Origin of the sequence: Plantibacter sp. MMLR14_011, assembly GCF_001865025.1 — a bacterium.
Taxonomy (GTDB): domain Bacteria; phylum Actinomycetota; class Actinomycetes; order Actinomycetales; family Microbacteriaceae; genus Plantibacter; species Plantibacter flavus_A.
Genome location: NZ_MJGW01000072.1, coordinates 71493 through 93856, shown reverse-complemented (window position 1 = coordinate 93856; position 22364 = coordinate 71493). Strand labels below are relative to the sequence as shown.

Annotated in this window: 21 protein-coding genes and 1 pseudogene; 16 read left to right on the top strand and 6 right to left on the bottom strand. The window is 70.0% G+C overall.

What is annotated here, in order from left to right; all coding sequences use genetic code 11:
- Positions 1-10: 10 nt before the first annotated feature.
- A complete protein-coding gene (locus BIU99_RS17125) occupies positions 11-442 on the top strand; it encodes a pyrimidine dimer DNA glycosylase/endonuclease V (RefSeq protein WP_071262331.1) in 432 nt (143 codons plus the stop codon).
- 83 nt (positions 443-525) lie between these two features.
- Complete coding sequence (locus BIU99_RS17120) at positions 526-807, top strand: YdeI/OmpD-associated family protein (RefSeq protein ID WP_082915908.1); 282 nt, start codon at positions 526-528, stop codon at positions 805-807.
- Positions 808-843: 36 nt separating this feature from the next.
- Here the strand turns inward: BIU99_RS17120 and BIU99_RS17115 are convergent, their stop codons facing one another.
- The gene (locus BIU99_RS17115; RefSeq protein WP_064294476.1) at positions 844-1485 is read right to left on the bottom strand and encodes a hypothetical protein; all 642 of its coding nucleotides are present in this window, start codon (positions 1483-1485) and stop codon (positions 844-846) included.
- Between the two features lie 168 nt (positions 1486-1653).
- Between BIU99_RS17115 and BIU99_RS17110 the strand changes: the two genes are divergently transcribed.
- Positions 1654-2694: an LLM class flavin-dependent oxidoreductase gene (locus BIU99_RS17110; protein ID WP_064294475.1), complete on the top strand. Its 1041-nt coding sequence runs from the start codon at positions 1654-1656 to the stop codon at positions 2692-2694.
- Between the two features lie 33 nt (positions 2695-2727).
- Here BIU99_RS17110 and BIU99_RS17105 read toward each other — a convergent pair whose 3' ends face one another.
- On the bottom strand, positions 2728-3000 hold the full coding sequence (locus BIU99_RS17105) for a protealysin inhibitor emfourin (RefSeq protein WP_064294474.1): 273 nt from the start codon (positions 2998-3000) through the stop codon (positions 2728-2730).
- 41 nt (positions 3001-3041) lie between these two features.
- Entirely contained in the window at positions 3042-4151 is a 1110-nt protein-coding gene (locus BIU99_RS17100) for a M4 family metallopeptidase (RefSeq protein WP_071262330.1), read from the bottom strand.
- A gap of 151 nt (positions 4152-4302) precedes the next feature.
- On the opposite strand from BIU99_RS17100, the gene BIU99_RS17095 reads away from it, so the two are divergent.
- The 5 genes from BIU99_RS17095 to BIU99_RS17075 all read left to right on the top strand — a co-directional run bounded on the left by BIU99_RS17095 (position 4303) and on the right by BIU99_RS17075 (position 9139).
- Positions 4303-5466 carry an LLM class flavin-dependent oxidoreductase gene (locus BIU99_RS17095; protein WP_064294472.1) on the top strand — a complete coding sequence of 388 codons (1164 nt, stop codon included), beginning with the start codon at positions 4303-4305 and terminating at the stop codon, positions 5464-5466.
- Positions 5463-6092 carry an FMN reductase gene (locus tag BIU99_RS17090; RefSeq protein ID WP_071262329.1) on the top strand — a complete coding sequence of 210 codons (630 nt, stop codon included), beginning with the start codon at positions 5463-5465 and terminating at the stop codon, positions 6090-6092. Before BIU99_RS17095 ends, BIU99_RS17090 begins: the two co-directional genes overlap by 4 nt.
- A gap of 148 nt (positions 6093-6240) precedes the next feature.
- On the top strand, positions 6241-7029 hold the full coding sequence (locus BIU99_RS17085) for a hypothetical protein (protein WP_139205493.1): 789 nt from the start codon (positions 6241-6243) through the stop codon (positions 7027-7029).
- 102 nt (positions 7030-7131) lie between these two features.
- Entirely contained in the window at positions 7132-7401 is a 270-nt protein-coding gene (gene rpsO, locus BIU99_RS17080; RefSeq protein WP_056012204.1) for a 30S ribosomal protein S15, read from the top strand.
- Between the two features lie 250 nt (positions 7402-7651).
- Positions 7652-9139 (top strand): amino acid permease, encoded by a 1488-nt coding sequence (locus BIU99_RS17075; protein ID WP_071262327.1) that lies wholly within the window; start codon positions 7652-7654, stop codon positions 9137-9139.
- A gap of 144 nt (positions 9140-9283) precedes the next feature.
- On the opposite strand, the pseudogene BIU99_RS19520 reads toward BIU99_RS17075, so the two are convergent.
- Positions 9284-9769: pseudogene (locus BIU99_RS19520) on the bottom strand (DedA family protein); the annotation flags it as partial.
- 117 nt (positions 9770-9886) lie between these two features.
- Between BIU99_RS19520 and BIU99_RS17070 the strand changes: the two are divergent.
- Entirely contained in the window at positions 9887-10807 is a 921-nt protein-coding gene (locus BIU99_RS17070; RefSeq protein ID WP_071262326.1) for an NADP-dependent oxidoreductase, read from the top strand.
- Here BIU99_RS17070 and BIU99_RS17065 read toward each other — a convergent pair.
- Entirely contained in the window at positions 10797-11909 is a 1113-nt protein-coding gene (locus tag BIU99_RS17065) for an acyltransferase family protein (RefSeq protein ID WP_071262385.1), read from the bottom strand. The genes BIU99_RS17070 and BIU99_RS17065 overlap by 11 nt on opposite strands.
- A gap of 117 nt (positions 11910-12026) precedes the next feature.
- On the opposite strand from BIU99_RS17065, the gene BIU99_RS17060 reads away from it, so the two are divergent.
- The 6 genes from BIU99_RS17060 (at position 12027) to BIU99_RS17035 (ending at position 20000) form a co-directional block, all read left to right on the top strand.
- Positions 12027-13109 (top strand): FUSC family protein, encoded by a 1083-nt coding sequence (locus BIU99_RS17060; RefSeq protein WP_071262325.1) that lies wholly within the window; start codon positions 12027-12029, stop codon positions 13107-13109.
- Positions 13110-13410: 301 nt separating this feature from the next.
- Positions 13411-15702: a polyribonucleotide nucleotidyltransferase gene (locus tag BIU99_RS17055; protein WP_071262324.1), complete on the top strand. Its 2292-nt coding sequence runs from the start codon at positions 13411-13413 to the stop codon at positions 15700-15702.
- A 255-nt stretch (positions 15703-15957) separates the two neighbouring features.
- Positions 15958-17106 (top strand): pyruvate dehydrogenase (acetyl-transferring) E1 component subunit alpha, encoded by a 1149-nt coding sequence (pdhA, locus tag BIU99_RS17050; RefSeq protein WP_071262323.1) that lies wholly within the window; start codon positions 15958-15960, stop codon positions 17104-17106.
- The gene (locus tag BIU99_RS17045; RefSeq protein WP_071262322.1) at positions 17103-18149 is read left to right on the top strand and encodes an alpha-ketoacid dehydrogenase subunit beta; all 1047 of its coding nucleotides are present in this window, start codon (positions 17103-17105) and stop codon (positions 18147-18149) included. Before pdhA ends, BIU99_RS17045 begins: the two co-directional genes overlap by 4 nt.
- Positions 18146-19504 (top strand): dihydrolipoamide acetyltransferase family protein, encoded by a 1359-nt coding sequence (locus BIU99_RS17040; protein WP_071262321.1) that lies wholly within the window; start codon positions 18146-18148, stop codon positions 19502-19504. The genes BIU99_RS17045 and BIU99_RS17040 overlap by 4 nt, the downstream gene beginning before the upstream one ends.
- A 118-nt stretch (positions 19505-19622) precedes the next feature.
- The gene (locus tag BIU99_RS17035; protein WP_064294462.1) at positions 19623-20000 is read left to right on the top strand and encodes a VOC family protein; all 378 of its coding nucleotides are present in this window, start codon (positions 19623-19625) and stop codon (positions 19998-20000) included.
- Between the two features lie 15 nt (positions 20001-20015).
- Here BIU99_RS17035 and BIU99_RS17030 read toward each other — a convergent pair whose 3' ends face one another.
- Positions 20016-20648, bottom strand: a complete 633-nt coding sequence (locus BIU99_RS17030; protein ID WP_071262320.1) for a TetR/AcrR family transcriptional regulator — start codon at positions 20646-20648, stop codon at positions 20016-20018.
- A 105-nt stretch (positions 20649-20753) separates the two neighbouring features.
- Here BIU99_RS17030 and BIU99_RS17025 point away from each other — a divergent pair, with 105 nt between their 5' ends.
- Positions 20754-22361: a carboxyl transferase domain-containing protein gene (locus tag BIU99_RS17025; protein ID WP_071262319.1), complete on the top strand. Its 1608-nt coding sequence runs from the start codon at positions 20754-20756 to the stop codon at positions 22359-22361.
- Positions 22362-22364: the final 3 nt, after the last annotated feature.

The following is a 22364-nucleotide window of genomic DNA, read 5'->3' as shown; positions in this document are numbered from 1 at the left end:
GGATGGAGACATGCGTCTCTGGTCGATCCATCCCCGGTACTTCGACGCCCAGGCGCTGACGTCGTCCTGGCGTGAAGGGCTGATCGCCCAGCGGGTCCTGCAGGAGCCAGGATCGAGCCTCCGTGCACACCCGCAGCTCCAGCGCTTCCTCGAGGCCGACGAACCGTTGGACGCGATCGCGGCCTATCTCAACGGTGTCGCCGACGAGGCGCAGGAGCGCGACATCGTCTTCGACCGCGCGCGGGTCGTCGCCTCCGGCGTCCTCCGGGACCCCCTCGTCGTGACCGACGGTCAGCTCGACTACGAATGGGGCAACCTGCGGCGGCACCTGCTCGGACGCAGCCCGGACGTCGCGTCCCGGTGGGCGAAGGTCTGGCGACCGCAGCCGCACCCGGTGTTCGTCGTCGTCGGCGGTGGCGTCGCCTCGTGGGAACTCGCCTGATCGCCTGAAGGCTCAGGGGCCGGCCGAGATCGGTCAGGACCGAGCTGCTCGACGGCTGCCGCCCGACCCACTACCGTTGCCGCATGGGCAGACACGCTGATGTGGGAGCCGCGCCGCTCTCGGCGACCGGCACGGTGGTGCGGCTGCGGCCGGACCTCGAGGAGGCGATCGACGACGCCGGTCGATTGTCGTTCTTCCGCGGCCTGCCGAACAGCGCACAGCGGGAACTCGCGACGTGGGTGGAGCGAGCCGACGACGCGCACCGGGATGCACGGATCGAAGCGGTCATCGAGTTGCTCGCCCAGCGGGCCGTGGAGCTCCGGACGGCCGCTCCGGCGCGAACCGCGGGTGGTCAGCGGCGCTGACGGACGCATGGTGCCGCGACCGGGCGTCGGCAGGGCTCAGAACCCGAAGTCGCCGCCGCCACCGAAGTCGCCGCCGCCTCCGAAGTCCCCGAATCCACCGTCACCCCAGCCACCGCCGTCGGCGGACGTGTCGGCTGCGGAGGCGTCGGTCGTCCCGCCGTCTCCTGCCCCGGCCTCGGCACCACCCTGATCGGCGCCGGCATCGGCTGCTGCATCGGTTCCGACGGTGTCCGGAATGAACGCCTGCGCGATGGCCGAACCGACCACGACCCCGGCGATGGTGCCGAGCATCGAGCTGGCCAGCATCCCCCCGAAGCCCATCCCGCCGCCCTGCGGACCGAGGTTCCGCTCGAGGGTCCCGGGCTGCCGCACTTCGGCCCGGGTGGCCGAACGCGCGAGGGCCTTGGGGGAGTCGTCGGCCGGTGCCTCACCGGTCGGAGCGCCCTCCGACAGCTGTCGGTACAGGATGCCTCGCTGCTCGGGGGTGAGCTTCGTGAAGGCCTCTTCGTGGACCTGTTCGATGGTCTCCGGCGGCGCGGTCCGCAGGAGGTAGCGGTACCGTTCGACGGCGATCTCGTCCTCCGTCCGCGCACTGGTCGGGGCGGGGCTCCCACCACCCGTCGCCTGGACAGGTCCATCGGACTCAGGGCGTCCGAGCAGTCGATCGAGGAATCCCATGCTGTGCTCCTTCAGGGTCGCGGGCATCCAGCGTACGCGTCAGGTGTGGCATCCGGCTTGGATCGCCCTGGGAATCCACTGCGGTGGCCGAGGCGGAATATGTCGCGCCGTCCGAGCGCTGCACCCTGATGCGTCTGTCGCCGTTCGGCAGCGCGACGAAAGGTGACCATGCGACTCTCGATACTGGATCTCATCCCCGTCCGCACCGACCAGGACACCGCGGCTGCCCTTGCAGCGACGATCGCCCTGGCGAAGCGCGCCGACGAGCTGGGGTACCACCGGTATTGGGTGGCCGAGCACCACAACATGCCGTCCGTCGCATCGACGAACCCCGCGGTCGTCATCGGCATCCTGGCCGCCGCCACGCAGCGGATCCGGGTCGGCTCCGGCGGCGTGATGCTCCCGAACCACGCTCCGCTCGTCGTCGCCGAGCAGTTCGCGCTCCTCGAGGCCTCCGCGCCCGGCCGCATCGATCTCGGCCTCGGCCGGGCACCGGGCAGCGACCCGGTCATCTCCGCCGTGCTCCGCCAGTCCGGCAACACGAGCGACGTCGACCGGTTCCCGAACAACGTGCAGGACATCGTCGCCCTCCTCGGGGTCGACGGCGCGAGCGTGCGGATGACCTCCGGCGAGGAGTACGCCCTGCGGGGAACGCCGAAGGCCGGCAGCGTGCCGGACGTGTGGTTGCTCGGATCGAGCGACTACTCGGCGGCGCTCGCCGCGGCACTCGGACTGCCCTACGTCTTCGCGCACCACTTCTCCGGCCAGGGGACGGCGCGGGCCCTCGAGCTCTACCGGTCCAGTTTCCAGCCGTCCGCACATCTCGACGCGCCGCGCACCTTCCTGACCGCGAACGCCGTGGTCGCCGACACGGCCGCCGAGGCGGAAGCGTTGGCGCTCCCCAACCTGCAGCAGATGGCGAGACTGCGCTCCGGCAAGCCGCTCGGACCCATCGCGACCGTCGAAGAGGCTGCCGCCACCGAGCAGAGCGATCTCGAGCTCGGCTTCGTCGAGCAGATGCGCGCTGCCTGGATCATCGGCGACGCCGACCAGGCTGCGGCGGAGCTGCAGGGTCTCGCCGACCGCTTCGGTGTCGACGAGGTCATGGTGTCGCCCGTCGGGTCGGCACGGGAGGGCACGCCGTCGAACTCGGCGCCCGCGCGTGAGCGGACGATCGAACTGCTGGCGGAGCGCTTCCCGCAGCACTGACGCCGTCGGGATCATGCGACCGGCGAGGAATCGTCAGTCCCGTGGTGGCTGGACGGCGCGCACCCGTTCGACGAGTTCCTGCCAGGGACCGGTGAGCTGCTGCTCGCCGAGGGTGGCCTCCTTGGGGGCGCATCGGATGCGGTAGACGTACCGATCCGGGACCGGTGGTCCTTGTGGGGTGTCGTCCCACGGGAGGCGGTCGAGCAGGACAATCCATCGGTCGACGTCGGGCTGCTCGTCGACGACGACCTCCCACCGTCGGGTGAGACCGGCGACACCGCCGCTCCTCGTCACCGTGACCTTCATGCCGCGATGCTACTCCGCGAGCCCGGGCGCTGCCACGACGCTCAGGCGGACGGCTCGATACCGACGAGTGCCCACGCCTGCCCGACCGCGATGTGCTCCTCCGAGTCCACACCGAACCTGGCGGAGGCCGCCGCGATCGTCGCCGCGGCGAAGGTCGCGAAGTCGGCGCGCTCCGACAGACCGCCGACGAGGGCGTCGTACCAGATGAGCCCCGCGCGCTCCCAGGCATTGCCGCCGAGGGCGACGGCGAGCGTCGCGAACGCCCGGTTGGGGATGCCGGAGTTGAGGTGGACGCCTCCGTTGTCGTCGGTCGTCTCGATGTAGTCGTCGAAGTGCGCCGGCTGCGGGTCCTTGCCGAGGACGTCGTCGTCGTAGGCCGTGCCCGGGGCGAGCATGGAACGCAGAGCGTTGCCCTCGACCTCGTCCGTGAAGAGGCCTTCGCCGATGAGCCAGGACGCCGATGCCGCGTCCTCGCCGCGCGCGTGTTGTTCGACGAGGGCGCCGAAGACATCGGACACGTGTTCGTTGAGCGCTCCGGGCTGCCCCTCGTAGACGAGGTTCGCCGTGTACTGCGTCACCCCGTGGGCCAGCTCGTGGCCGATGACGCTGAGGGAGCTTGTGAAGCTGCGGAAGACCTCCCCGTCGCCATCGCCGAAGACCATCTGCTCGCCGTTCCAGAACGCGTTGTCGTAGTCGTCGCCGTAGTGCACCGTGGCGAGCAGGGGCAGCCCGCGGCCGTCGATGGAGTCGCGTGCGAAGGCTTCGGCGAAGAGGGCGTGGGTGTCGCCGAGGCCGTCGTAGGCGGCGGAGACCGCAGTGTCGGCGGTGGCGGGCGCGCCTTCCGAGCGGACGAGCGTGCCCGGGAGGGTCTCGGTCCCCTCGGCGTCGTGGATGCTGCGCTCCGGGGTGCCGACCGGACGCTTGCCGGCCGTCGCGCCGCGTACGGGATCGGCGGCCCGCTCCGACCCGGGCTCGGGGAAGCGGTATGGTCGCGTGGCGAGCAGCGAGTACCGCGCGGCACTGGCGGCGCGAGCGAGCTGCGGAGCGTCGAGTCCGGCGATGCGCTCGAGCAACCAGGGCGGGACGATGCCGCACACGTGTCGAGAGGCGGGTGTCGGCGTGCTGGACGAAGGGTTCGGTGAGCCGTTCATGCGGTGATCCTGCCATAGCCCGCCGACACGGCGTCCGGCTCGCGCGGCGCGCTGTGGACAGGATGCCGAACGGGCCGGGAATAGCGCGGGTGTGAACGCCGTTGTCCTTGATATCCATGCAAATGCATGAAAGAACGAGTGGGAGCGCATGATGCAATTCGGAATCTTCACGGTGGGGGATGTCACCACCGACCCGACCACCGGGATCACGCCCACCGAGCACGAGCGCATCGAGGCGATGGTCGCGATCGCCGTGAAGGCGGAGGAGGTCGGTCTCGACGTCTTCGCGACCGGCGAGCACCACAACCCGCCCTTCGTCCCGTCGAGTCCCACGACCATGCTCGGCTACATCGCTGCGAAGACCACGGACCTCATCCTCTCGACGAGCACGACGCTCATCACCACGAACGACCCGGTGAAGATCGCCGAGGACTACGCCATGCTGCAGCACCTGGCCGGCGGCCGGGTTGACCTCATCATGGGCCGTGGCAACACGGGGCCCGTCTACCCCTGGTTCGGCAAGGACATCCGCGAGGGCATCAACCTCGCCATCGAGAACTACGCGTTGCTCCACCGCCTGTGGCGAGAGGACTACGTCGACTGGCAGGGCCAGTTCCGCACCCCGCTGCAGGGCTTCCAGTCCACACCGCGACCGCTCGACGGCGTGCCGCCCTTCGTGTGGCACGGCTCCATCCGGAGCCCCGAGATCGCCGAGCAGGCGGCCTACTACGGCGACGGCTTCTTCGCGAACAACATCTTCTGGCCGAAGGAGCACTACATGCGCCTCATCCAGCTGTACCGTCAGCGGTTCGAGCACTACGGACACGGCACGGCCGCGCAGGCGATCGTCGGACTCGGCGGTCAGGCGTTCATGGCGAAGAACTCGCAGGACGCCGTCGCCCAGTTCCGGCCGTACTTCGACAACGCCCCGGTCTACGGTCACGGGCCGACGCTCGAGGACTTCACCGAGCAGACGCCGCTCACCGTCGGCAGCCCGCAGCAGGTCATCGACCGGTACGCCGGGATGCGCGAACACTTCGGCGACTACCAGCGTCAGCTGTTCCTCATGGATCACGCCGGGCTCCCGCTCGCGACGGTGCTCGACCAGCTCGAGATCCTCGGCGGCGAGGTCGTGCCGGTGCTGCGCAAGGAGTTCGCGAAGGACCGTCCGGCCGACGTCCCGGAGGCGCCGACGCACGCGTCGATGGTCGCAGCCGCTGAGGCGGAACTCGCTTCGCGCTCCGGTGCGGTCGAGACGAGCCGGGTCGCATCCGGTTCGGCGTTCGGCGCGGCGGCGGTCGGGGCGACCCGATGACCGCGAAGCGCACGCTCGCCGTCGTGTCGGCGGGTCTCAGCCAGCCGTCGTCGACGCGCCTCCTCGCCGACCGCCTCCGCGACGCCACCGTGGCGCACCTCGAGCAGGACGGCTATGACGTCGAGACGACGTCGATCGAGCTGCGCGACCTGGCTCGGGACATCACGAACAAGCTGCTGACCGGGTTCCCCAGTCCACGGTTGTCCGAGGCGATCGAAGCCATGACCGGCGCAGACGGCGTCATCGCCGTGACGCCGATCTTCTCCTCCAGCTACTCCGGCTTGTTCAAGTCGTTCTTCGATGTGGTGGAGCCGACCGCTCTGACCGGGGTGCCCATCGTCCTCGGTGCGACGGGTGGGTCGGCCAGACACTCGCTCGCCCTCGAATACGCCGTGCGTCCCCTGTTCGCCTACCTGCGGGCGGTGACCGTGCCGACCGCCGTGTTCGCGGCCTCCGAGGACTGGGGGACGGGCGACGCGCAGGTCGGCGCACTACCGGCGCGGATCGACCGTGCGGCCGGTGAGTTGAGTGCCCTTGTGGCGGCCTCGGACCGTTCCGGGCGCCTGGAGGACCCGTTCGAGCTCGACCGCCCGTTCTCCGAGCTGCTCGGTGGTCTCGGGGCCTGATCGGACGACTCCGCCCGACCGCCCCGATGTGGGCGGGGACCGCCGGGTGCGGTCCCCGCCTCCGTCGTTCCCAGGCTCGGCGCCCCGGACTTTGGGATACTGGTGGCGTGCGTCGCCGTCCGGCGTCGCCGGAGGGAGTGGTGGCCAGGTGATCCCCGGAGTGCGTCGACTCGGTCCGCTGCTGCAGCGTGCCGCTCGTGCCGCGGCGCTCGCCGTGGTGGCGGTGTCGCTCGGCGCCGGATCCGTCGTCCTGCCGCTCGCCGCATCCGCTCCCGCGTCGGCCGCCGGCACCGGCACGATCGAGAGCCCGACCGACGGCGACACCGTCTACCGCGTCGACTACACCCTGGACGGCGAGCAGGTGAGCGGATTCGACGTCACCGGCACCGCCGACGCGGGTGCCGACGTCGTGCTGTCCTACTGGCGCTCGATCGACCTCTACGACTCGGCGAAGGCCTGCTTCAGCAGCTCGACGGCAGACGACGCCTCGTGCGACCTGCAGTCCACCGGCGGGACGGGGGCGACCGAATTCCGCTTCGACGGGCAGCCGATCGAGATCGGCAGCGACGGCGGATGGTCCACCAGGATCAACATGACCCAGTGGCTTCGCGGAGCGGACGCGGGGGAGTACGACATCACCCTCGCCCTCGTGTCGACGAACGCCGACGGCGGGGCCACGCTCGGCGACCCGGTCCGGCTCGTCTACGATTCCACGACGACGGCCGAGGCGGCGGAGGCCGCGGCCGAGCCTGCGCCGAGCGCCGGTGCCGGACCTCCGCTCTGGGTTTGGCTACTCCTCGCCTTCCTGGTTCTGGACCTCATCGCGCTCGCCCTCATCCTCGTGCTGCGTCGTCGGCGCCGGGTCGCAGCCACCGAGGCGGAGGAGCGGGCGAACGCGAAGCGGCGCTCGACGCACCGCGAACCTCCCTCGCTCTGAACCTGCTAGAATCACAAGGTTGCCGTCGAACGGCCGCGGATCAAGAGAGCCCACGCATCAGGCGACGGGCACCGCGCAACGAACAGAGAGGGGATCACCACTATGGCGCTTGAAGGAGACCGTAAGAAGGCGATCATCGAAGAGTACGCAACCCACCCAGGTGACACCGGATCCCCCGAGGTCCAGGTGGCGGTCATGACCCGCCGCATCAAGGACCTCACCGAGCACCTCAAGGAGCACAAGCACGACCACCACTCGCGTCGTGGTCTGCTGCTCCTGGTCGGACAGCGTCGCCGCCTCCTCGGCTACCTCCAGGCCGTCGACATCGAGCGCTACCGCTCGCTGATCGAGCGCCTCGGACTCCGCCGCTAGGCAAGCAGCTCTGAACCCTCCGGCGACTCACCGGACCCACGGTCCCTGAGCCTGTCGAAGGGCGCTGACACCGCGAGCTTCTTCGTGACGGGCCGTCATCCATTCGGATGACGGCCCGTTCGTGTTCTACCGGGAACCCCACAGCTGCAGAAAAACTCGTCCGTGACTCGACCAGGGGGCCCGCATCTGGCAAGGTCGAGAGTCGGCTTCGCGCGAGGCCACGAAGTACCGCACCACGGCAAGGAGCACCATGAGCATCTGGCGGACGAAGAGCATCGAGGACTCCCTCGCGGATTCCAGCGTCGAAGGGCGCAGCCTGAAGCGCACGCTCGGCACCTGGGACCTCATGATCATGGGTGTCGCGGTCGCGGTCGGCGCCGGCATCTTCTCCGTGGGAGCCAAAGCTGCGGGCAACTACGCGGGCCCGTCCGTGTCGCTCGCCTTCATCCTCGCGGCCGTCACCTGTGCCCTCGCCATCATGTGCTACGCGGAGTTCGCCTCCACGGTGCCCGTCGCCGGCTCCGCCTACACCTTCACCTACGCCACCCTCGGTGAGCTCCTCGCGTGGATCATCGGATGGGACCTCATCCTGGAGATGCTCACGGCGGCCGCCGTCATCGCCAAGTACTGGGGCATCTACCTCAGCAACGTCTTCCTGCTCTGGGGCTGGGACGTGCCGAGCGAGCTCGACGTCTTCGGGCTCAAGGTCAGCTGGGGCGCGTTCGTCATCGTCGCGATCTTCACCACCCTGCTCGTCCTCGGGACGAAGCTGTCCTCGCGTGTCGCGAGTGTCTTCACGATCATCAAGGTCGCGATCGTCATCTTCGTCATCGTCGTCGGCGCCTTCTTCGTCAAGGCGGCGAACTACACGCCGTTCATCCCCGACGAGGTCCCGACGAAGGGTGGGGCGTCCGACGCCTGGTCGCAGTCGCTGTTCTCCTTCATGACGGGGGCCGCGCCCGCGCAGTACGGCGTCTTCGGTCTGCTCGCCGGTGCCTCACTCGTCTTCTTCGCCTTCATCGGGTTCGACGTCGTCGCAACGAGCGCGGAGGAGGTCAAGAACCCGCAGCGCAACCTGCCGCGCGGCATCTTCGGTGGCCTCGCCATCGTGACCGTCCTCTACGTCGGCGTGAGCCTCGTCCTCACCGGCATGGTGCCGTACACGACCCTCGCCGAGGCTGAGGACCCCTCGCTCGCGACGGCGTTCATCGCGGTCGGCGCGGACTGGGCCGCGCAGGTGATCTCGATCGGCATCCTCGCCGGCCTGACGACCGTCATCATGGTGCTCCTGCTCGGCCTGGCCCGCGTGGTCTTCGCCATGAGCCGCGACGGCCTGCTCCCGCGCTCACTCAGTGTCACCTCCGAGAAGCGCAAGACACCTGTGCGGGTGCAGCTCATCGTCGGCGCGCTCGTCGCGCTGATCGCCGGCCTGACCGACGTGGGCATCCTCGAGGAGATGATCAACATCGGCACGCTCTCCGCGTTCGTGCTCGTCAGCATCGCCGTGATCGTGCTGCGGAAGAAGTACCCGAAGCTGCCGCGCGCGTTCCGCGTCCCGTGGTCGCCGTTCCTCCCGATCCTCTCAGCGGTGCTCTGCGTCTGGCTCATGCTCAACCTGACGACGCTCACCTGGGTGCGGTTCCTCGTCTGGCTGGCGCTCGGCTTCATCATCTACTTCGCCTACAGCCGCCGTCACTCCATCGTCGGCAAGAAAGCGCGGGGCGAGCTCGTCGAGTGAGGCCCGTGTCCGTCGCCGTCGTGCGGACAGGGCGGCGCTGATCCGGTCGACGGCCACGCCCAGGCCGACCGCGACGACGATCGACACGGCGGTCGCGAGTACCGGCTGATCCGGGAGGAACCGGCCGACGACGGCTCCGACGCCCACGTTCCACAGTGCCCAGGCGAGCCCTGCGAGGACGGTGATCGGGAGGTACCGACGTGGGCGGAGGCCACTCGCACCGGCGACGAGGTTGACCGCGATGCGCGCGAACGGGATGTAGCGCGCGGTGAGGATGGCTGCAGCGGCGCGGCGCTCGAGCGCGACGCCCGCACGTCCGATCGCGGCCGCGACCCGCGGGCGCCGCATCCAGGCGAACCGTGTGGTCCCGATCCGCCGACCGAGGAGGTAGCAGGACACGTCGCCGGTCACGGCGCCCGCCCAGGCCACGCCGATGAGGAGGGCGAGGTCCGGCGAGCCGCTCGACGCCGAGATCGCTCCGAGCGCCGTCACCGCGGTCTCGCTCGGCAGGACGACCAGGAAGGCGTCGGCGACCGTCAGCAGGTACAGCGCAGGGAACACCCAGCCCGACGCGGCGATCTCGAGCAACCACGCCGTGATCGCCGTCTGCAGCTCATCGACCCATGCCATGCCCGTGATTCTCGCTCGGCCGGGTGAACGGCGCGTGACGTCCGCTGCGGCCAGGGTGGTCCTCGCCCGGGAAGCGTGTGAGCATGGAGGTCGGCGGAAGCCGGCGGAGGAGGCATCATGGCGAGGTTCGTGCGGTTCGACCGGTTCGGTGGCCCCGAGGTGTTCCACCTCGTCGAGGGCGACATCCCGGTGCCCGGCCACGACGAGGTCCGAGTCCGTGTCCTCGTCGCAGGGCTCAACCCCGTCGACCACAAGCTCGCGTCATCACCCGAAGCGCTCGCCTCCTTCGGACGGGACGTGCCGAGCGGGAACGGCAACGACTTCGCCGGGGTGGTGGACGGCGTGGGGAGCGGTGTCCAGGGATTCGCGACGGGCGACCACGTGTACGGCGGACACCGGTTCCACGCGCAGGCGGACTTCCTCATCGCTCCGGCCGGCATCCTCCACCACGTGCCGGACGGGCTCACCATCGAGCAGGCCGGCGCCCTCGACATCGCGGGACGCGCGGCGATCGCATCGGTGGCCGCCGTCGGCGTCCAGCAGTCGGACACGGTGCTCGTGAGTGCTGCGGCCGGCGGGGTCGGCGTGCTCGCGGCGCAGCTCGCCAGGCGGACGGGCGCGGTCGTGCTCGGCACCGCCGGTGCGGCCAACCAGGAGTTCCTCCGCGGTCTCGGCATCATCCCCGTCCAGTACGGCGACGGCCTGCGCGAGCGTGTCCTCGAGGCGGCCCCCGGCGGGATCACCGCCGTCATCGACACGCACGGCCGGCCGACCCTCGAGCTGGCGCGCGATCTCGGCGTCGCGCCGGAGCGGGTCAACACGATCGCGGACCGACCGTTCGCCGCCGAGCACGGCTTCCGCGGCGTCGGCGGACAGGACGCGACGCTCGACGAGCTGGCAGCGCTCGGCGAGTCGATCGCGCGGGGTGAGATCGTCCTCCCGATCGACAGCGTGTGGCCCATCGAGCGGGTCGTCGACGCCTACCGCCACCTCATCGACGGTCACGTCCGCGGGAAGGTCGTCCTCGTCACCTCGTGACGTCGCGGCGCGATCCGGTCGGGTCGCTCCGAGGGGGCTCCGGGTCGAAGGCCCGCTTGCGACTGAAGATGAACGCCGCGCGGGGTTCGATGAGCGGTCTCGTGATGCGGCGCACGGGTCCGCTGGAGAGCACGATGACGATCAGGACCGACAGCACCAGCAGGCCGACGAGCACGAGGTCCGGGTTGCCCGTGTCGGTGAGGACGCCCGATTCTCGCAGGGGATAGAGCACGAAGGAGTGCAGCAGGTAGACGTACATCGTCGACTGTCCGTACCGGGTGATCCAGGACTGGCCGCGGGGGACGAGCACGAAGAACGCCGCGGTGAGGACGACGGCCAGCAGGATGGCCGCGAGTCGCACCAGGCCGCCCGTCCCGTCCTCGTTCCCGAGCGCGGTGTACCCCCGGTCGTAGAAGAACCAGTAGCGCAGGTCGATGCGGCGCCACAGGTCGATCCCGAGGACGAGGACGACCGCCCACGCGATGAGGACGACGGCGGCGGCGATCCGGATCCACCAGGCCCTCGTACGGACGAGACGCCAGCGGTCCACGAGCCGCCACCGGTTGATCTGCCACCCGAGCACGAAGAACGGCAGGATCCCGAGCGCGCGCGAGAGCGAGAACGTGCTGTCGACGTTGTCGAGGTAGCCGACGCCGATCGAGATCACCACGCTCCAGAGCAATGGCCAGCGCAGGAGGGCGAGATAGGGCAGGACGAGGCGGAAGATGCCGAGCGCGAGGAGGAACCAGAGGGTCCACGACGGTTGGGTCGGGTTGAACGCGCGTTTGCCCTCGACGAGGAACTGCACGAGGGACCAGATCCCCTCCATGATCAGGTAGGGCACGAGGATGTCCGTGATCACCCGACGCATCTGTCGTCGTCCGGGAGGGGCCGACTTCGAGAAGTACCCGCTGATGATCGCGAACGCCGGCATGTGGAAGGCGTAGAGGAACAGGTACACGACGAGCGCGGGGTCGGACTCGGAGGTCAGACGCTGGATCGCGTGGCCCATGACCACGAGCGTGATGCACGCGAAACGGGCGTTGTCCCAGAACGGGACGCGCTGCTTCGGGCGAGCGGCTGCCGGCGCGGGATGCGTCAACGTCACCTCCTGGGGTCCGCACCAGCGTAGCCCGGGGCGGCCCGCGCGACGACGGGGCCCGGGCACCCGGCTCAGGATGGCGTAGCGTTGGATGGTTGCACGAGAGCGGAGGACCGGATGGCTGAACGCGGTCTGAAGACCTCGCTGATCAGCTTCGCGCCATCGCCCAAGCGCTGGCCGGCCGCCCTCACTGCCGCGATAGCGATGGCCGTGCCGGTCGCGGTCGCGACGTTCTTCGGACTCACGCCGCTCGGCCTGCTCACCGGCCTCGGGGCGTTCACCGCGCTCTACTGCGCGCCGCTCAGCCGCCGGGACCGTCTGCGGGTGCTGCCGCTCATCGGAGCAGGGCTCGTCACGGCCGCGGCGCTGGGTGTCACGATGTCGGGTTCTCGGCCGCTGACCGCGGCCGGTCTCATCGTCGTCGGGTCGGTGGTGATCTGGCTGGTGCAGGGCATCGTCCTCGGCCCTCCGGGCGCGCTGTTCTTCATCCTCGTGTTCGGCATCGCCGGCCACCTGACCGCGCCCGTCCCGATCGGCGGCGCCGGGCTCGACGGCGGACTGGTCATCCTGCTCGTGGCGGCCGGTTCCGCCTTCGCCTTCCTGGTGGTCGTCGCGCCGTTGCTCGTACCGGCGGTCCGCCGCGGCGCGGGGAAGCCGACGCCGATGCGCGTGCTGTTCCCCGAGTACCGGCTGAGCGCGACCGACCGCCGGATCGCGACACGCCTCACCGTCGCGCTCGCGATCAGCGCGGTCCTCGGAGCGGTCCTCGGCCTCGGTCACGGGTACTGGATCGCCGGGTCCGCCGTCGCGATCCTCAGCGTCGGGCACTCGCGCACCCTGAGCGCGACACGCGGCGTGCACCGCGTGCTCGGGACGGTCGTCGGCGCCGGGATCTTCCTCGCCGTGGCCTCGCTCCAGCCGCACGGCTACGTCCTCGCCCTCGTGCTGGCCGCCCTGCAGTTCACGATCGAGCTCGTCGTCATCCGGCACTACGCGTTGGCGCTCGTCTTCATCACACCGCTCGTGCTCATCATCAGCACGTCCTCGTCGAAGCAGCCGGTGCTCGCGATCGTGGGGGAGCGTGTGCTCGACACCCTCCTCGGAGCGGCCGTCGCGATGCTCCTCCTGCTCGTGTCCTGGGGACGCGATCGCCGCCGCGCGGCGTCTCCGGCCGCTCCCGGCACCCCGCCCATCACCTGAGGATCCGTGTCGTTCCGGGGATCGCCGAACCCCCCTCTGCTAGGCTGGCCGACGGCGGACCGTGATGGTCCGCTCCGCGCACAGCCAGCCGACAGGAAGCTGGTCCTCGGTGGTGTATCCCTCGCGATCCGCGGGTGGTGTTCTACTGGTGGCCAGCCAAGTCCCGGAAGACCGGGCGGCTTGAGCAAGTACTGCGGCTGTGTTGCGCGCTGCATCATGCACGACCGCGCTCGACGGCGCGTCCATTCGGGACGCGCGGCCCGTCACTCGACGGGAGCGCACACGTACGAAGGAGAGACCTGTGGAAGGTCCAGAAATCAAGTTCGCCGAGGCCGTTCTCGACAACGGCAAGTTCGGCAAGCGCACGGTCCGGTTCGAAGCCGGCCGCCTCGCGCAGCAGGCCCAGGGCGCGATCGCCGCGTACCTCGACGAGGAGACCATGCTCCTCTCGGCCACCTCGGCCGGAAAGCACCCGAAGGACAACTTCGACTTCTTCCCCCTCACGGTGGACGTCGAGGAGCGCTCCTACGCCGCCGGCAAGATCCCCGGTTCGTTCTTCCGTCGCGAGGGCCGCCCCTCGACCGAGGCGATCCTCGTCTGCCGCCTCATCGACCGGCCGCTGCGCCCGTCGTTCGTCACCGGCCTCCGCAACGAGGTCCAGATCGTCATCACCGTCCTCTCGATCGCTCCGGGTGAGTTCTACGACGCCCTCGCGATCAACGCGGCGTCGATGTCCACCCAGATCTCGGGTCTGCCGTTCTCCGGTCCGATCGGCGCCGTCCGTCTCGCGCTGATCCCCGGCCAGGCCGGCGAGGCCGACCAGTGGGTCGCCTTCCCGAAGGTCGATCAGCTCGAGGAGGCCGTCTTCGACATCATCGTCGCCGGTCGCATCGTGACCGACGCCAACGGCAACGAAGACGTCGCGATCATGATGGTCGAGGCCGAGGCCACCGAGAACAGCTGGAACCTCATCAAGGGCGGCGCCACGAAGCCCGACGAGGCGGTCGTCGCGGCCGGTCTCGAGGCCTCCAAGCCGTTCCTCAAGCAGCTCGTCAAGGCGCAGAGCGAACTCGCCGCTCAGGCGGCCAAGGAGATCGCGGCCTACCCCGTGTTCCTCCCGTACACGCAGGAGAGCTACGACACCGTCGCCGGTCTCGCGCACGACGAACTGGTGAACGTCTACCAGATCGCCGACAAGATCGAGCGCCAGAACGCCGACGACGCCCTCAAGGACCGCGTCAAGGCGGAGATCACTGAGCGCGTCGAGGCCGGTTCGCTCGACGCCGAGGTGCTCACGCAGTTCTCGGCGGCGTACAAGTCCGTCTCGAAGGTCGTCATGCGCGGCCGCGTCCTCCGCGAGGGCATCCGCATCGACGGCCGTGGCCTGACCGACATCCGTCCGCTCGACGCCGAGGTGCAGGTCATCCCGCGCGTCCACGGTTCCGCGATCTTCCAGCGCGGCGAGACCCAGATCCTGGGTGTCACCACGCTGAACATGCTCAAGATGGAGCAGCAGATCGACTCGCTGTCGCCCGTCACGAAGAAGCGCTACCTGCACCACTACAACTTCCCGCCCTACTCGACCGGTGAGACCGGCCGGGTCGGTTCGCCGAAGCGTCGCGAGATCGGGCACGGCTTCCTCGCCGAGCGCGCCCTCGTGCCGGTGCTGCCGAGCCGCGAGGAGTTCCCCTACGCGATCCGTCAGGTCTCCGAGGCCCTCGGGTCCAACGGTTCGACCTCGATGGGTTCCGTCTGCGCCTCGACCCTGTCGCTGCTGAACGCCGGTGTGCCGCTCCGCGCACCCGTCGCCGGTATCGCCATGGGCCTCATCTCCGACGTCGTCGACGGTGAGACCCGCTACGCGGCGCTCACCGACATCCTCGGCGCCGAAGACGCCCTGGGCGACATGGACTTCAAGGTCGCCGGTACCTCCGAGTTCGTCACGGCAATCCAGCTCGACACGAAGCTCGACGGCATCCCGACCTCGGTCCTGACCGGTGCGCTCCAGCAGGCCAAGGACGCCCGCACGACGATCCTCTCCGTGCTGAACGCAGCGATCGACGCTCCCGACGAGATGGCGCCGACCGCGCCTCGCGTCATCAGCGTCCAGATCCCCGTCGACAAGATCGGCGAGCTGATCGGCCCGAAGGGCAAGACGATCAACTCGATCCAGGACGAGACCGGCGCCGACATCTCCATCGAGGAGGACGGCACCGTCTACATCGGCGCCGTCGACGGCCCGTCGGCCGAGGCCGCTCGTGCCCAGGTCAACGCGATCGCGAACCCCACCAACCCGGAGGTCGGCGAGCAGTTCCTCGGAACCGTCGTCAAGATCGCCGCGTTCGGCGCGTTCGTCTCGCTGCTCCCGGGCAAGGACGGCCTGCTGCACATCTCCGAGGTCCGCAAGCTCGCCGGTGGCAAGCGTGTGGAGAACGTCGAAGACGTGCTCGGCGTCGGCCAGAAGATCCTCGTCGAGATCACGAAGATCGACGACCGCGGCAAGCTCTCGCTCGCTCCGGTCGTCGCCGATGAGGCTGACACGCACGGCAGCGACGCTGCCAGCGAGGGCCCTGAGGCCCCGGCCGAAGGCTAGATCTCGGTCGAACGGTCGTTTGCTCGGGAGGGGACTCCAGAGCAGGCCCCGGCCGAGGGCTAAGCCGCAGGCTGCACCCGAACGCCCGTCCCGCTTCCGCGGGGCGGGCGTTCGCCGTTGCGCGGAGTGTCGACGGTTGAGCGCCAGGGTGATCCGGCGTAGCCTCGGACCACCTCGCGACGACGCGAGGGCACGGCATCGCTCACGAGGCACCGCCGTGAGGTCACCGAACTCAAGGCGGCGTGCATCGTGTCGATGGAGACTCACACCCATTTCCCGCAGGATTCCGACGAGCGGGGCGGTGATGCACGCGAACCGGTCCCGGTCGACCACGGGTGCGTCCAGCTCCTCGATCCGGACGGCGTCCGTCAGGAGGACGCCCTGTACGACCTCTTCGTCGCCGACCTCGGTCACGCCGAGCTGCTCGCGCTCTACGAGGACATGGTCGTCACGCGACGCATCGACACGGAGGCGACCGCCTTGCAACGGCAGGGCGAGATCGGTCTGTGGCCGCCGTCGCTCGGGCAGGAGGCCGCCCAGGTGGGGTCGGCGCGGGTCCTGCGGCGCGGGGACTTCGTCTTCACGAGCTACCGCGAACAGGCCGTGGCGTACTGCCGTGGCGTCGAACTCGACCAACTGATGGCGATGTGGCGGGGGACCGCGCTGTCGGGCTGGGACCCGTTCGCGGTCGGCATGGCGACGCCGGCGGTCATCATCGGTGCCCAGACGCTCCATGCGACGGGCTATGCGATGGGCTGTCAGCGCGACGGTTCCGACGCTGTGGCCGTGGCCTACTTCGGCGATGGGGCGACGAGCCAGGGCGACGTGAACGAGGCGCTGGTGCTGGCCGCGAGCTTCCAGGCACCCGTGGTGTTCTTCTGCCAGAACAACCAGTACGCGATCTCCGAGCCCGTCGGGCTGCAGGCCCAGCGCCCCATCGCGGACCGGGCGCCGGGCTTCGGGGTGCCGAGCATGCGGGTCGACGGCAACGACGTGCTCGCCGTGACGGCGGCGATGCGGATCGCCGTCGACCGCGCACGGTCCGGTGGTGGGCCGACCTTCATCGAGGCCGTCACCTACCGCATGGGGCCGCACACCACCTCGGACGATCCGACGCGGTACCGGGACGAAAGCGAGGTCGCGTCGTGGCGTGCGAAGGATCCGATCGCCCGGCTCGAGCGTCTGCTGGAGTCCGAGGGGGCCCTCGACGAGACGGCCCGAGCCCACGTCGCGTCCGTCGCCGACGCCGCGGCCGCCCGGGTCCGTGCGGGGTGCCTCGCCTTGCCTGCCCCTGACCCGCTCTCGCTCTTCGACGAGGTCTACGCCACCGCCCACCCCGGGCTCGAACGGCAACGCGAGGAGTACCGCTCGTACCTCGCGATGTTCGACGGTGGTGCCCGATGACCACGCTCACCCTCAGCAAAGCGATCAACACCGGACTGCACCACGCCCTCGCCGACGACGACCGGGTCCTGTTGCTCGGCGAGGACATCGGCAGACTCGGCGGGGTGTTCAGGGTGACCGACGGTCTCCAGGCGGAGTTCGGTGCCGATCGCGTCGTCGACATGCCGCTGGCGGAGTCCGCGATCATCGGAGCGGCGATCGGTCTGGCGTTCCGAGGCTTCCGCCCGGTGTGCGAGATCCAGTTCGACGGGTTCATCTATCCGGGCTTCGACCAGATCGTCGCGCAGTTGGCGAAGCTGCACTACCGGACGAAGGGGGCCGTCCGCATGCCGGTCACCATCCGCGTGCCGTACGGCGGAGGCATCGGCGCCGTCGAGCACCATTCCGAGTCCCCGGAGGCGTACTTCGCGCACACGGCGGGACTGCGCGTGGTGACGTGCTCCGACCCCCAGGACGCGCACACGATGATCCGTCAGGCGATCGCGTGCGACGACCCGGTGCTGTTCTTCGAACCGAAGCGGCGGTACTGGACGAAGGGCGAGGTCCTCGACGACCTGCCCGCCGATCCGCTCGCGTTCACCCGTGCGCGGACCGTTCGCGCCGGCACGGACGCGACGTTGGTCGCCTACGGTCCGCTCGTCCAGACGGCGCTCGAGGCTGCGGAGGCTGCGGCCGACGAGGGGGTCGACCTGGAGGTGATCGATCTCCGATCCCTCGCACCTCTCGACGTCGACGCGGTCGCCGCCTCGGTCGAGAAGACCGGGCGACTCGTCATCACGCACGAGGCGCAGCGTTCCGGCGGCATCGGCGCAGAGTTGGCGGCCTCGATTACCGAACGCTGCTTCGACCTCCTCGAAGAGGCCCCGGTGCGGGTGACGGGGTTCGACACGCCCTATCCCGCGTCGGCGCTCGAGGACCATTTCCTGCCGGACCTCGACCGGATCCTGGACGGGGTGGATCGCGCACTGGGGCGTCGGTCCTCCGCCTCGGCCGCGGGCAGGGCCGAGGCCCGGCCTGTGACCGGTGGGGAGGGACGGCGATGAAGCGGTTCTCCCTGCCCGATCTCGGTGAAGGTCTGACCGAGAGCGAACTCGTGTCCTGGCGCGTCGCCGTCGGCGACCACGTCGAGCTCAACCAGGTGATCGCCGAGGTCGAGACCGCGAAGGCGCTCGTCGAACTGCCCGCGCCGACCGCCGGCGTGGTCACGAGGCTCCACGTCGAACCGGGGACGACGGTCCTCGTCGGCGAAGCGCTCGTCGACTTCGCGCCCGATGGTCAGACCGCTCCGCCCCCGTCGGTCCCCGAGGCTGACAGGGCGGAGGTCGACCTCCCGAGTGGGGCGGCGGACCGCGAGCCGGTCCTCGTCGGCTACGGCCCTCGCACGGCGAGCGGTGAACGGCCACGGCGCCGTGCGCGGTCCGTCGACGATGACACACCTGCCCCGGCGCACACCGTACCGGTGCACACCGCCCCGGTGCCGGAGCGTTCCCGGCCTCGCGCGACACCACCGGTCCGGCGACTCGCCCGCGATCTGGGCGTCGACCTCGGAACGCTCGTCGGCACCGGTGTCGGTGGTCGGATCGCGCGTGAGGAGGTCGAGCGCGCTGCGACCGGCCCGAGTGGGCAGCTGCCGGAGCGTGCTCGCGGAGCGGGAGCGGCGCCGGCCGGGACCCCAGCGACGCCGGCCACGGCGGCCGACGGGTCGGTGCGTCGGCCGATCACGGGGGTCAGGCGCCGCACCGCCGAGGCGATGGTGAACAGTGCGTTCACGGCTCCCCACGTGACGGCGTTCCTGACGGTCGACGTGACGCCGACGATGTCGCTGCTGGACGCGCTCGCCCGCTCGCCTCGGACCGGGGACCACCGGGTCAACATCCTGACCGTCCTCGCCAAGGCGGTGTGCATCGCCGTGAGACGCACCCCCGCGGTCAACGCGAGCTGGGACGAGGCTGCCGGGGAGATCGTCGAGTACGGGCACGTCGGACTCGGGATCGCCGCAGCGACGCCGCGGGGCCTCCTCGTCCCGAACATCGCACGGGCCGAGGAGCTCAGCCTGTTCGAACTCGCGGACGCCTTGGCGGACCTCGTCCGCACGGCCCGCGAGGGACGCACCGCTCCGGCGGAACTGCGAGGGGGGACGATCACGATCTCCAACGTCGGCGTCTTCGGTGTCGACGCGGGGACGCCCATCCTCAACCCCGGTGAGGCGGCGATCATCGCGCTCGGCGCCGTCCGTCGCCAGCCGTGGGAGTTCGAGGGGCAGGTCGCGCTGCGACACGTCGTGACGCTGTCGCTCTCGTTCGACCATCGGCTCATCGACGGAGAGCAGGGGTCCCGGTTCCTCGTCGACCTCGGGACGATGCTGTCCGATCCGGCGATGGTCCTGACGATGGTGTGATCGTCGAGTCCAGGCCCTCGCGCTCGCCCGCCCCGGCGGCCGTTCGGGCCTGGACGCGACGACCGCGACGTGGCATCGTGCATCGTGTACGCATCGGGAATCAGCGAGGGAGCGGCTCATGGTCACGTACACGGATGTCTTCAGCGGGTTCTCGGTCGACGACATCGACGCGGCGAGGACGTTCTACCGGGACGTCCTCGGTCTCACGGTCACCGACAACGCCATGGGGTTCCTGGACGTGGCGCTGCCCGCCGGCGGGTCGGTGCTCGTCTACGGCAAGCCGGACCACACACCGGCCTCGTTCACGGTGCTGAACCTCGTGGTCGACGACATCGACACGGCGGTCGACGAGCTGCAGGCGCGCGGTGTGGTGACGAAGCTCTACCCCGACGACGTCCTGCCGACGGACGCGAAGGGGATCATGCGCGGGAACGGCCCGGACATCGCCTGGTTCACCGATCCAGCGGGGAACGTCCTGTCCGTGCTCGTCGACTGAACCCGTCCCGCATCCTCACGCGGCGAGCAGGGCGGCCAGCGCCATCCGCTCGAGCATCGAGCGCACCGCCTCCCGGTCGGGTGTCCCGACCTCGTTCCTGCCGCGGGAGGTGCTGTGGGACGTGGAGTTGATCAGTCCGAAACCCGCGAGCGCGCGGACCCGCAGTTCCGCCGTGGGGATCGTGGGATGCAGCGTCGTGAGGACGTCCACCCACCGCTCGACGTACCGCCGCTGGAGGGTGCGGACCGCGCGGCGGTCGTCCGGTGCCAGGCTGTCGAGGTCGTGGTCCTGGATGCGGATCACGTCGGGGTCGTCGAGGGCGAACGCCGCGTGGAAGCTGACCAGCGAACGCAGTGCCCGATCGCTGTCCGGAGCCTGCTCGACCTCCCGGGTCCCGCCGTCCAGCAGATCCTGACTGACACCGATGAGGAGTGCTGCGAGGACGGCCTGCTTGCTCGGGAAGTGGCGGTAGACGGCGGGTCCGCTCATACCGACGGCGGTTCCGAGGTCCTCCATCGACACCCCGGTGAAGCCGCGCTCGGCGAACAGGCCGGCCGCTGACCGCAGGAGGGCCGAGCGACGGGCGGCCTTCGCCTCCGAGCGCCCGAGGTGCGGTGGGCTCGGGGACGATGTGTCACGACCGGTCATCGGATCTCCTCGGGGTGGACTTTTTCAGTTAGTGAACTGTAACCTCTCTTTGAGTGAGTGGTCAGTAACTGAATGCACTCACGGTCGACGACGACAGGAGCCCGAGTGCCCACCCTCACGAGCGGTGCCGATCCCACCTCAGCCCGATTCCGCGAGCAGGAGGCTGCGCAGCGGGCGCTCGTGACGGTGCTCGAGCAGACGATGGCGACCGCGGCCCTGGGCGGACCGGAAGCGTCGCGGGTGCGGCACGTCGCCCGGGGCAAGCTACTGCCACGCGATCGGGTCGACCGCCTGCTCGACGAGGGGAGCCCCTTCCTGGAGATCGCGCCCCTGGCCGCGCACGGCATGTACGACGATGCGACTCCCGGCGCCGGGGTCATCGCCGGGATCGGCCTCGTCCACGGACGACACGTGCTCGTCGTGTCGAACGACGCGACCGCGAAGGGTGGCTCGTACTTCCCGATGACGGTGAAGAAACACCTCCGGGCCCAGGAGATCGCGGCTGCGAACCGCTTGCCCTGCCTGTACCTCGTCGACTCCGGGGGAGCGAACCTCCCGACGCAGGACGAGGTCTTCCCCGATCGGGACCACTTCGGCCGGATCTTCTTCAACCAGGCCAGGATGTCGGCGGCCGGCATCCCGCAACTCGCCGCCGTGCTCGGGTCCTGCACCGCCGGCGGCGCGTACGTCCCCGCCATGAGCGACGAGAACGTCATCGTGCGCGGTCAGGGCACGATCTTCCTGGGCGGTCCACCCCTCGTGAAGGCCGCGATCGGCGAGGTCGTGACGCCGGAGCAGCTCGGCGGCGGCGACCTCCACGCCCGGGTGTCGGGGGTCACCGACCATCTCGCCGACGACGACGCGCACGCGCTCGACATCCTCCGGGATGCGGTCGCGACGCTGCCGGCGCCCCACTCGCGCGCGTGGGAGGTGCATCCGAGCGTGCCGCCGGTCGTCCCGGAGGCGGAGCTGTACGGCGTCGTCCCGGCGGAGCTGCAGACGGCCTACGACGTCCGTGAGGTGATCGCGCGGCTCGTCGACGGCAGCGACTTCTCGGAGTTCAAGCGGGAGTACGGCGACACCCTCGTGACCGGGTTCGCGAGGCTGCACGGGCACCCCGTCGGCATCATCGCGAACAACGGCGTCCTCTTCAGCGAGTCGGCCCTGAAGGGCGCCCACTTCATCGAGCTCGCCGACCAGCGCGGCATCCCGTTGCTGTTCCTCCAGAACATCTCGGGCTTCATGGTCGGCAGTGACGCCGAGGCCGGAGGCATCGCCAAGCACGGCGCGAAGATGGTCACCGCGGTCGCGACCACCCGGGTGCCGAAGCTGACGGTCGTGATCGGCGGTTCGTTCGGCGCCGGCAACTACTCCATGTGCGGCCGGGCCTACGACCCCCGCTTCCTCTGGATGTGGCCGGGCGCGCGCATCTCCGTCATGGGGGGACAGCAGGCGGCGAGTGTCCTCGCGACCGTCAAACGCGACCAGCTCGAGGCCCGAGGTGAGACGTGGACCGCCCAGGCTGAGGATGACTTCCGGGCGCCGATCCTCGCCGACTTCGAGGAGCAGGGCAATCCGTACTACTCGACCGCGCGGCTCTGGGACGACGGCATCATCGATCCCGCCCGGACCCGCACGGTCCTCGGACTCGCGCTCGAGGTGTGCTCCCGCGCGCCACTGCCGGAACCCGGCTTCGGCCTCTTCAGGATGTGACGG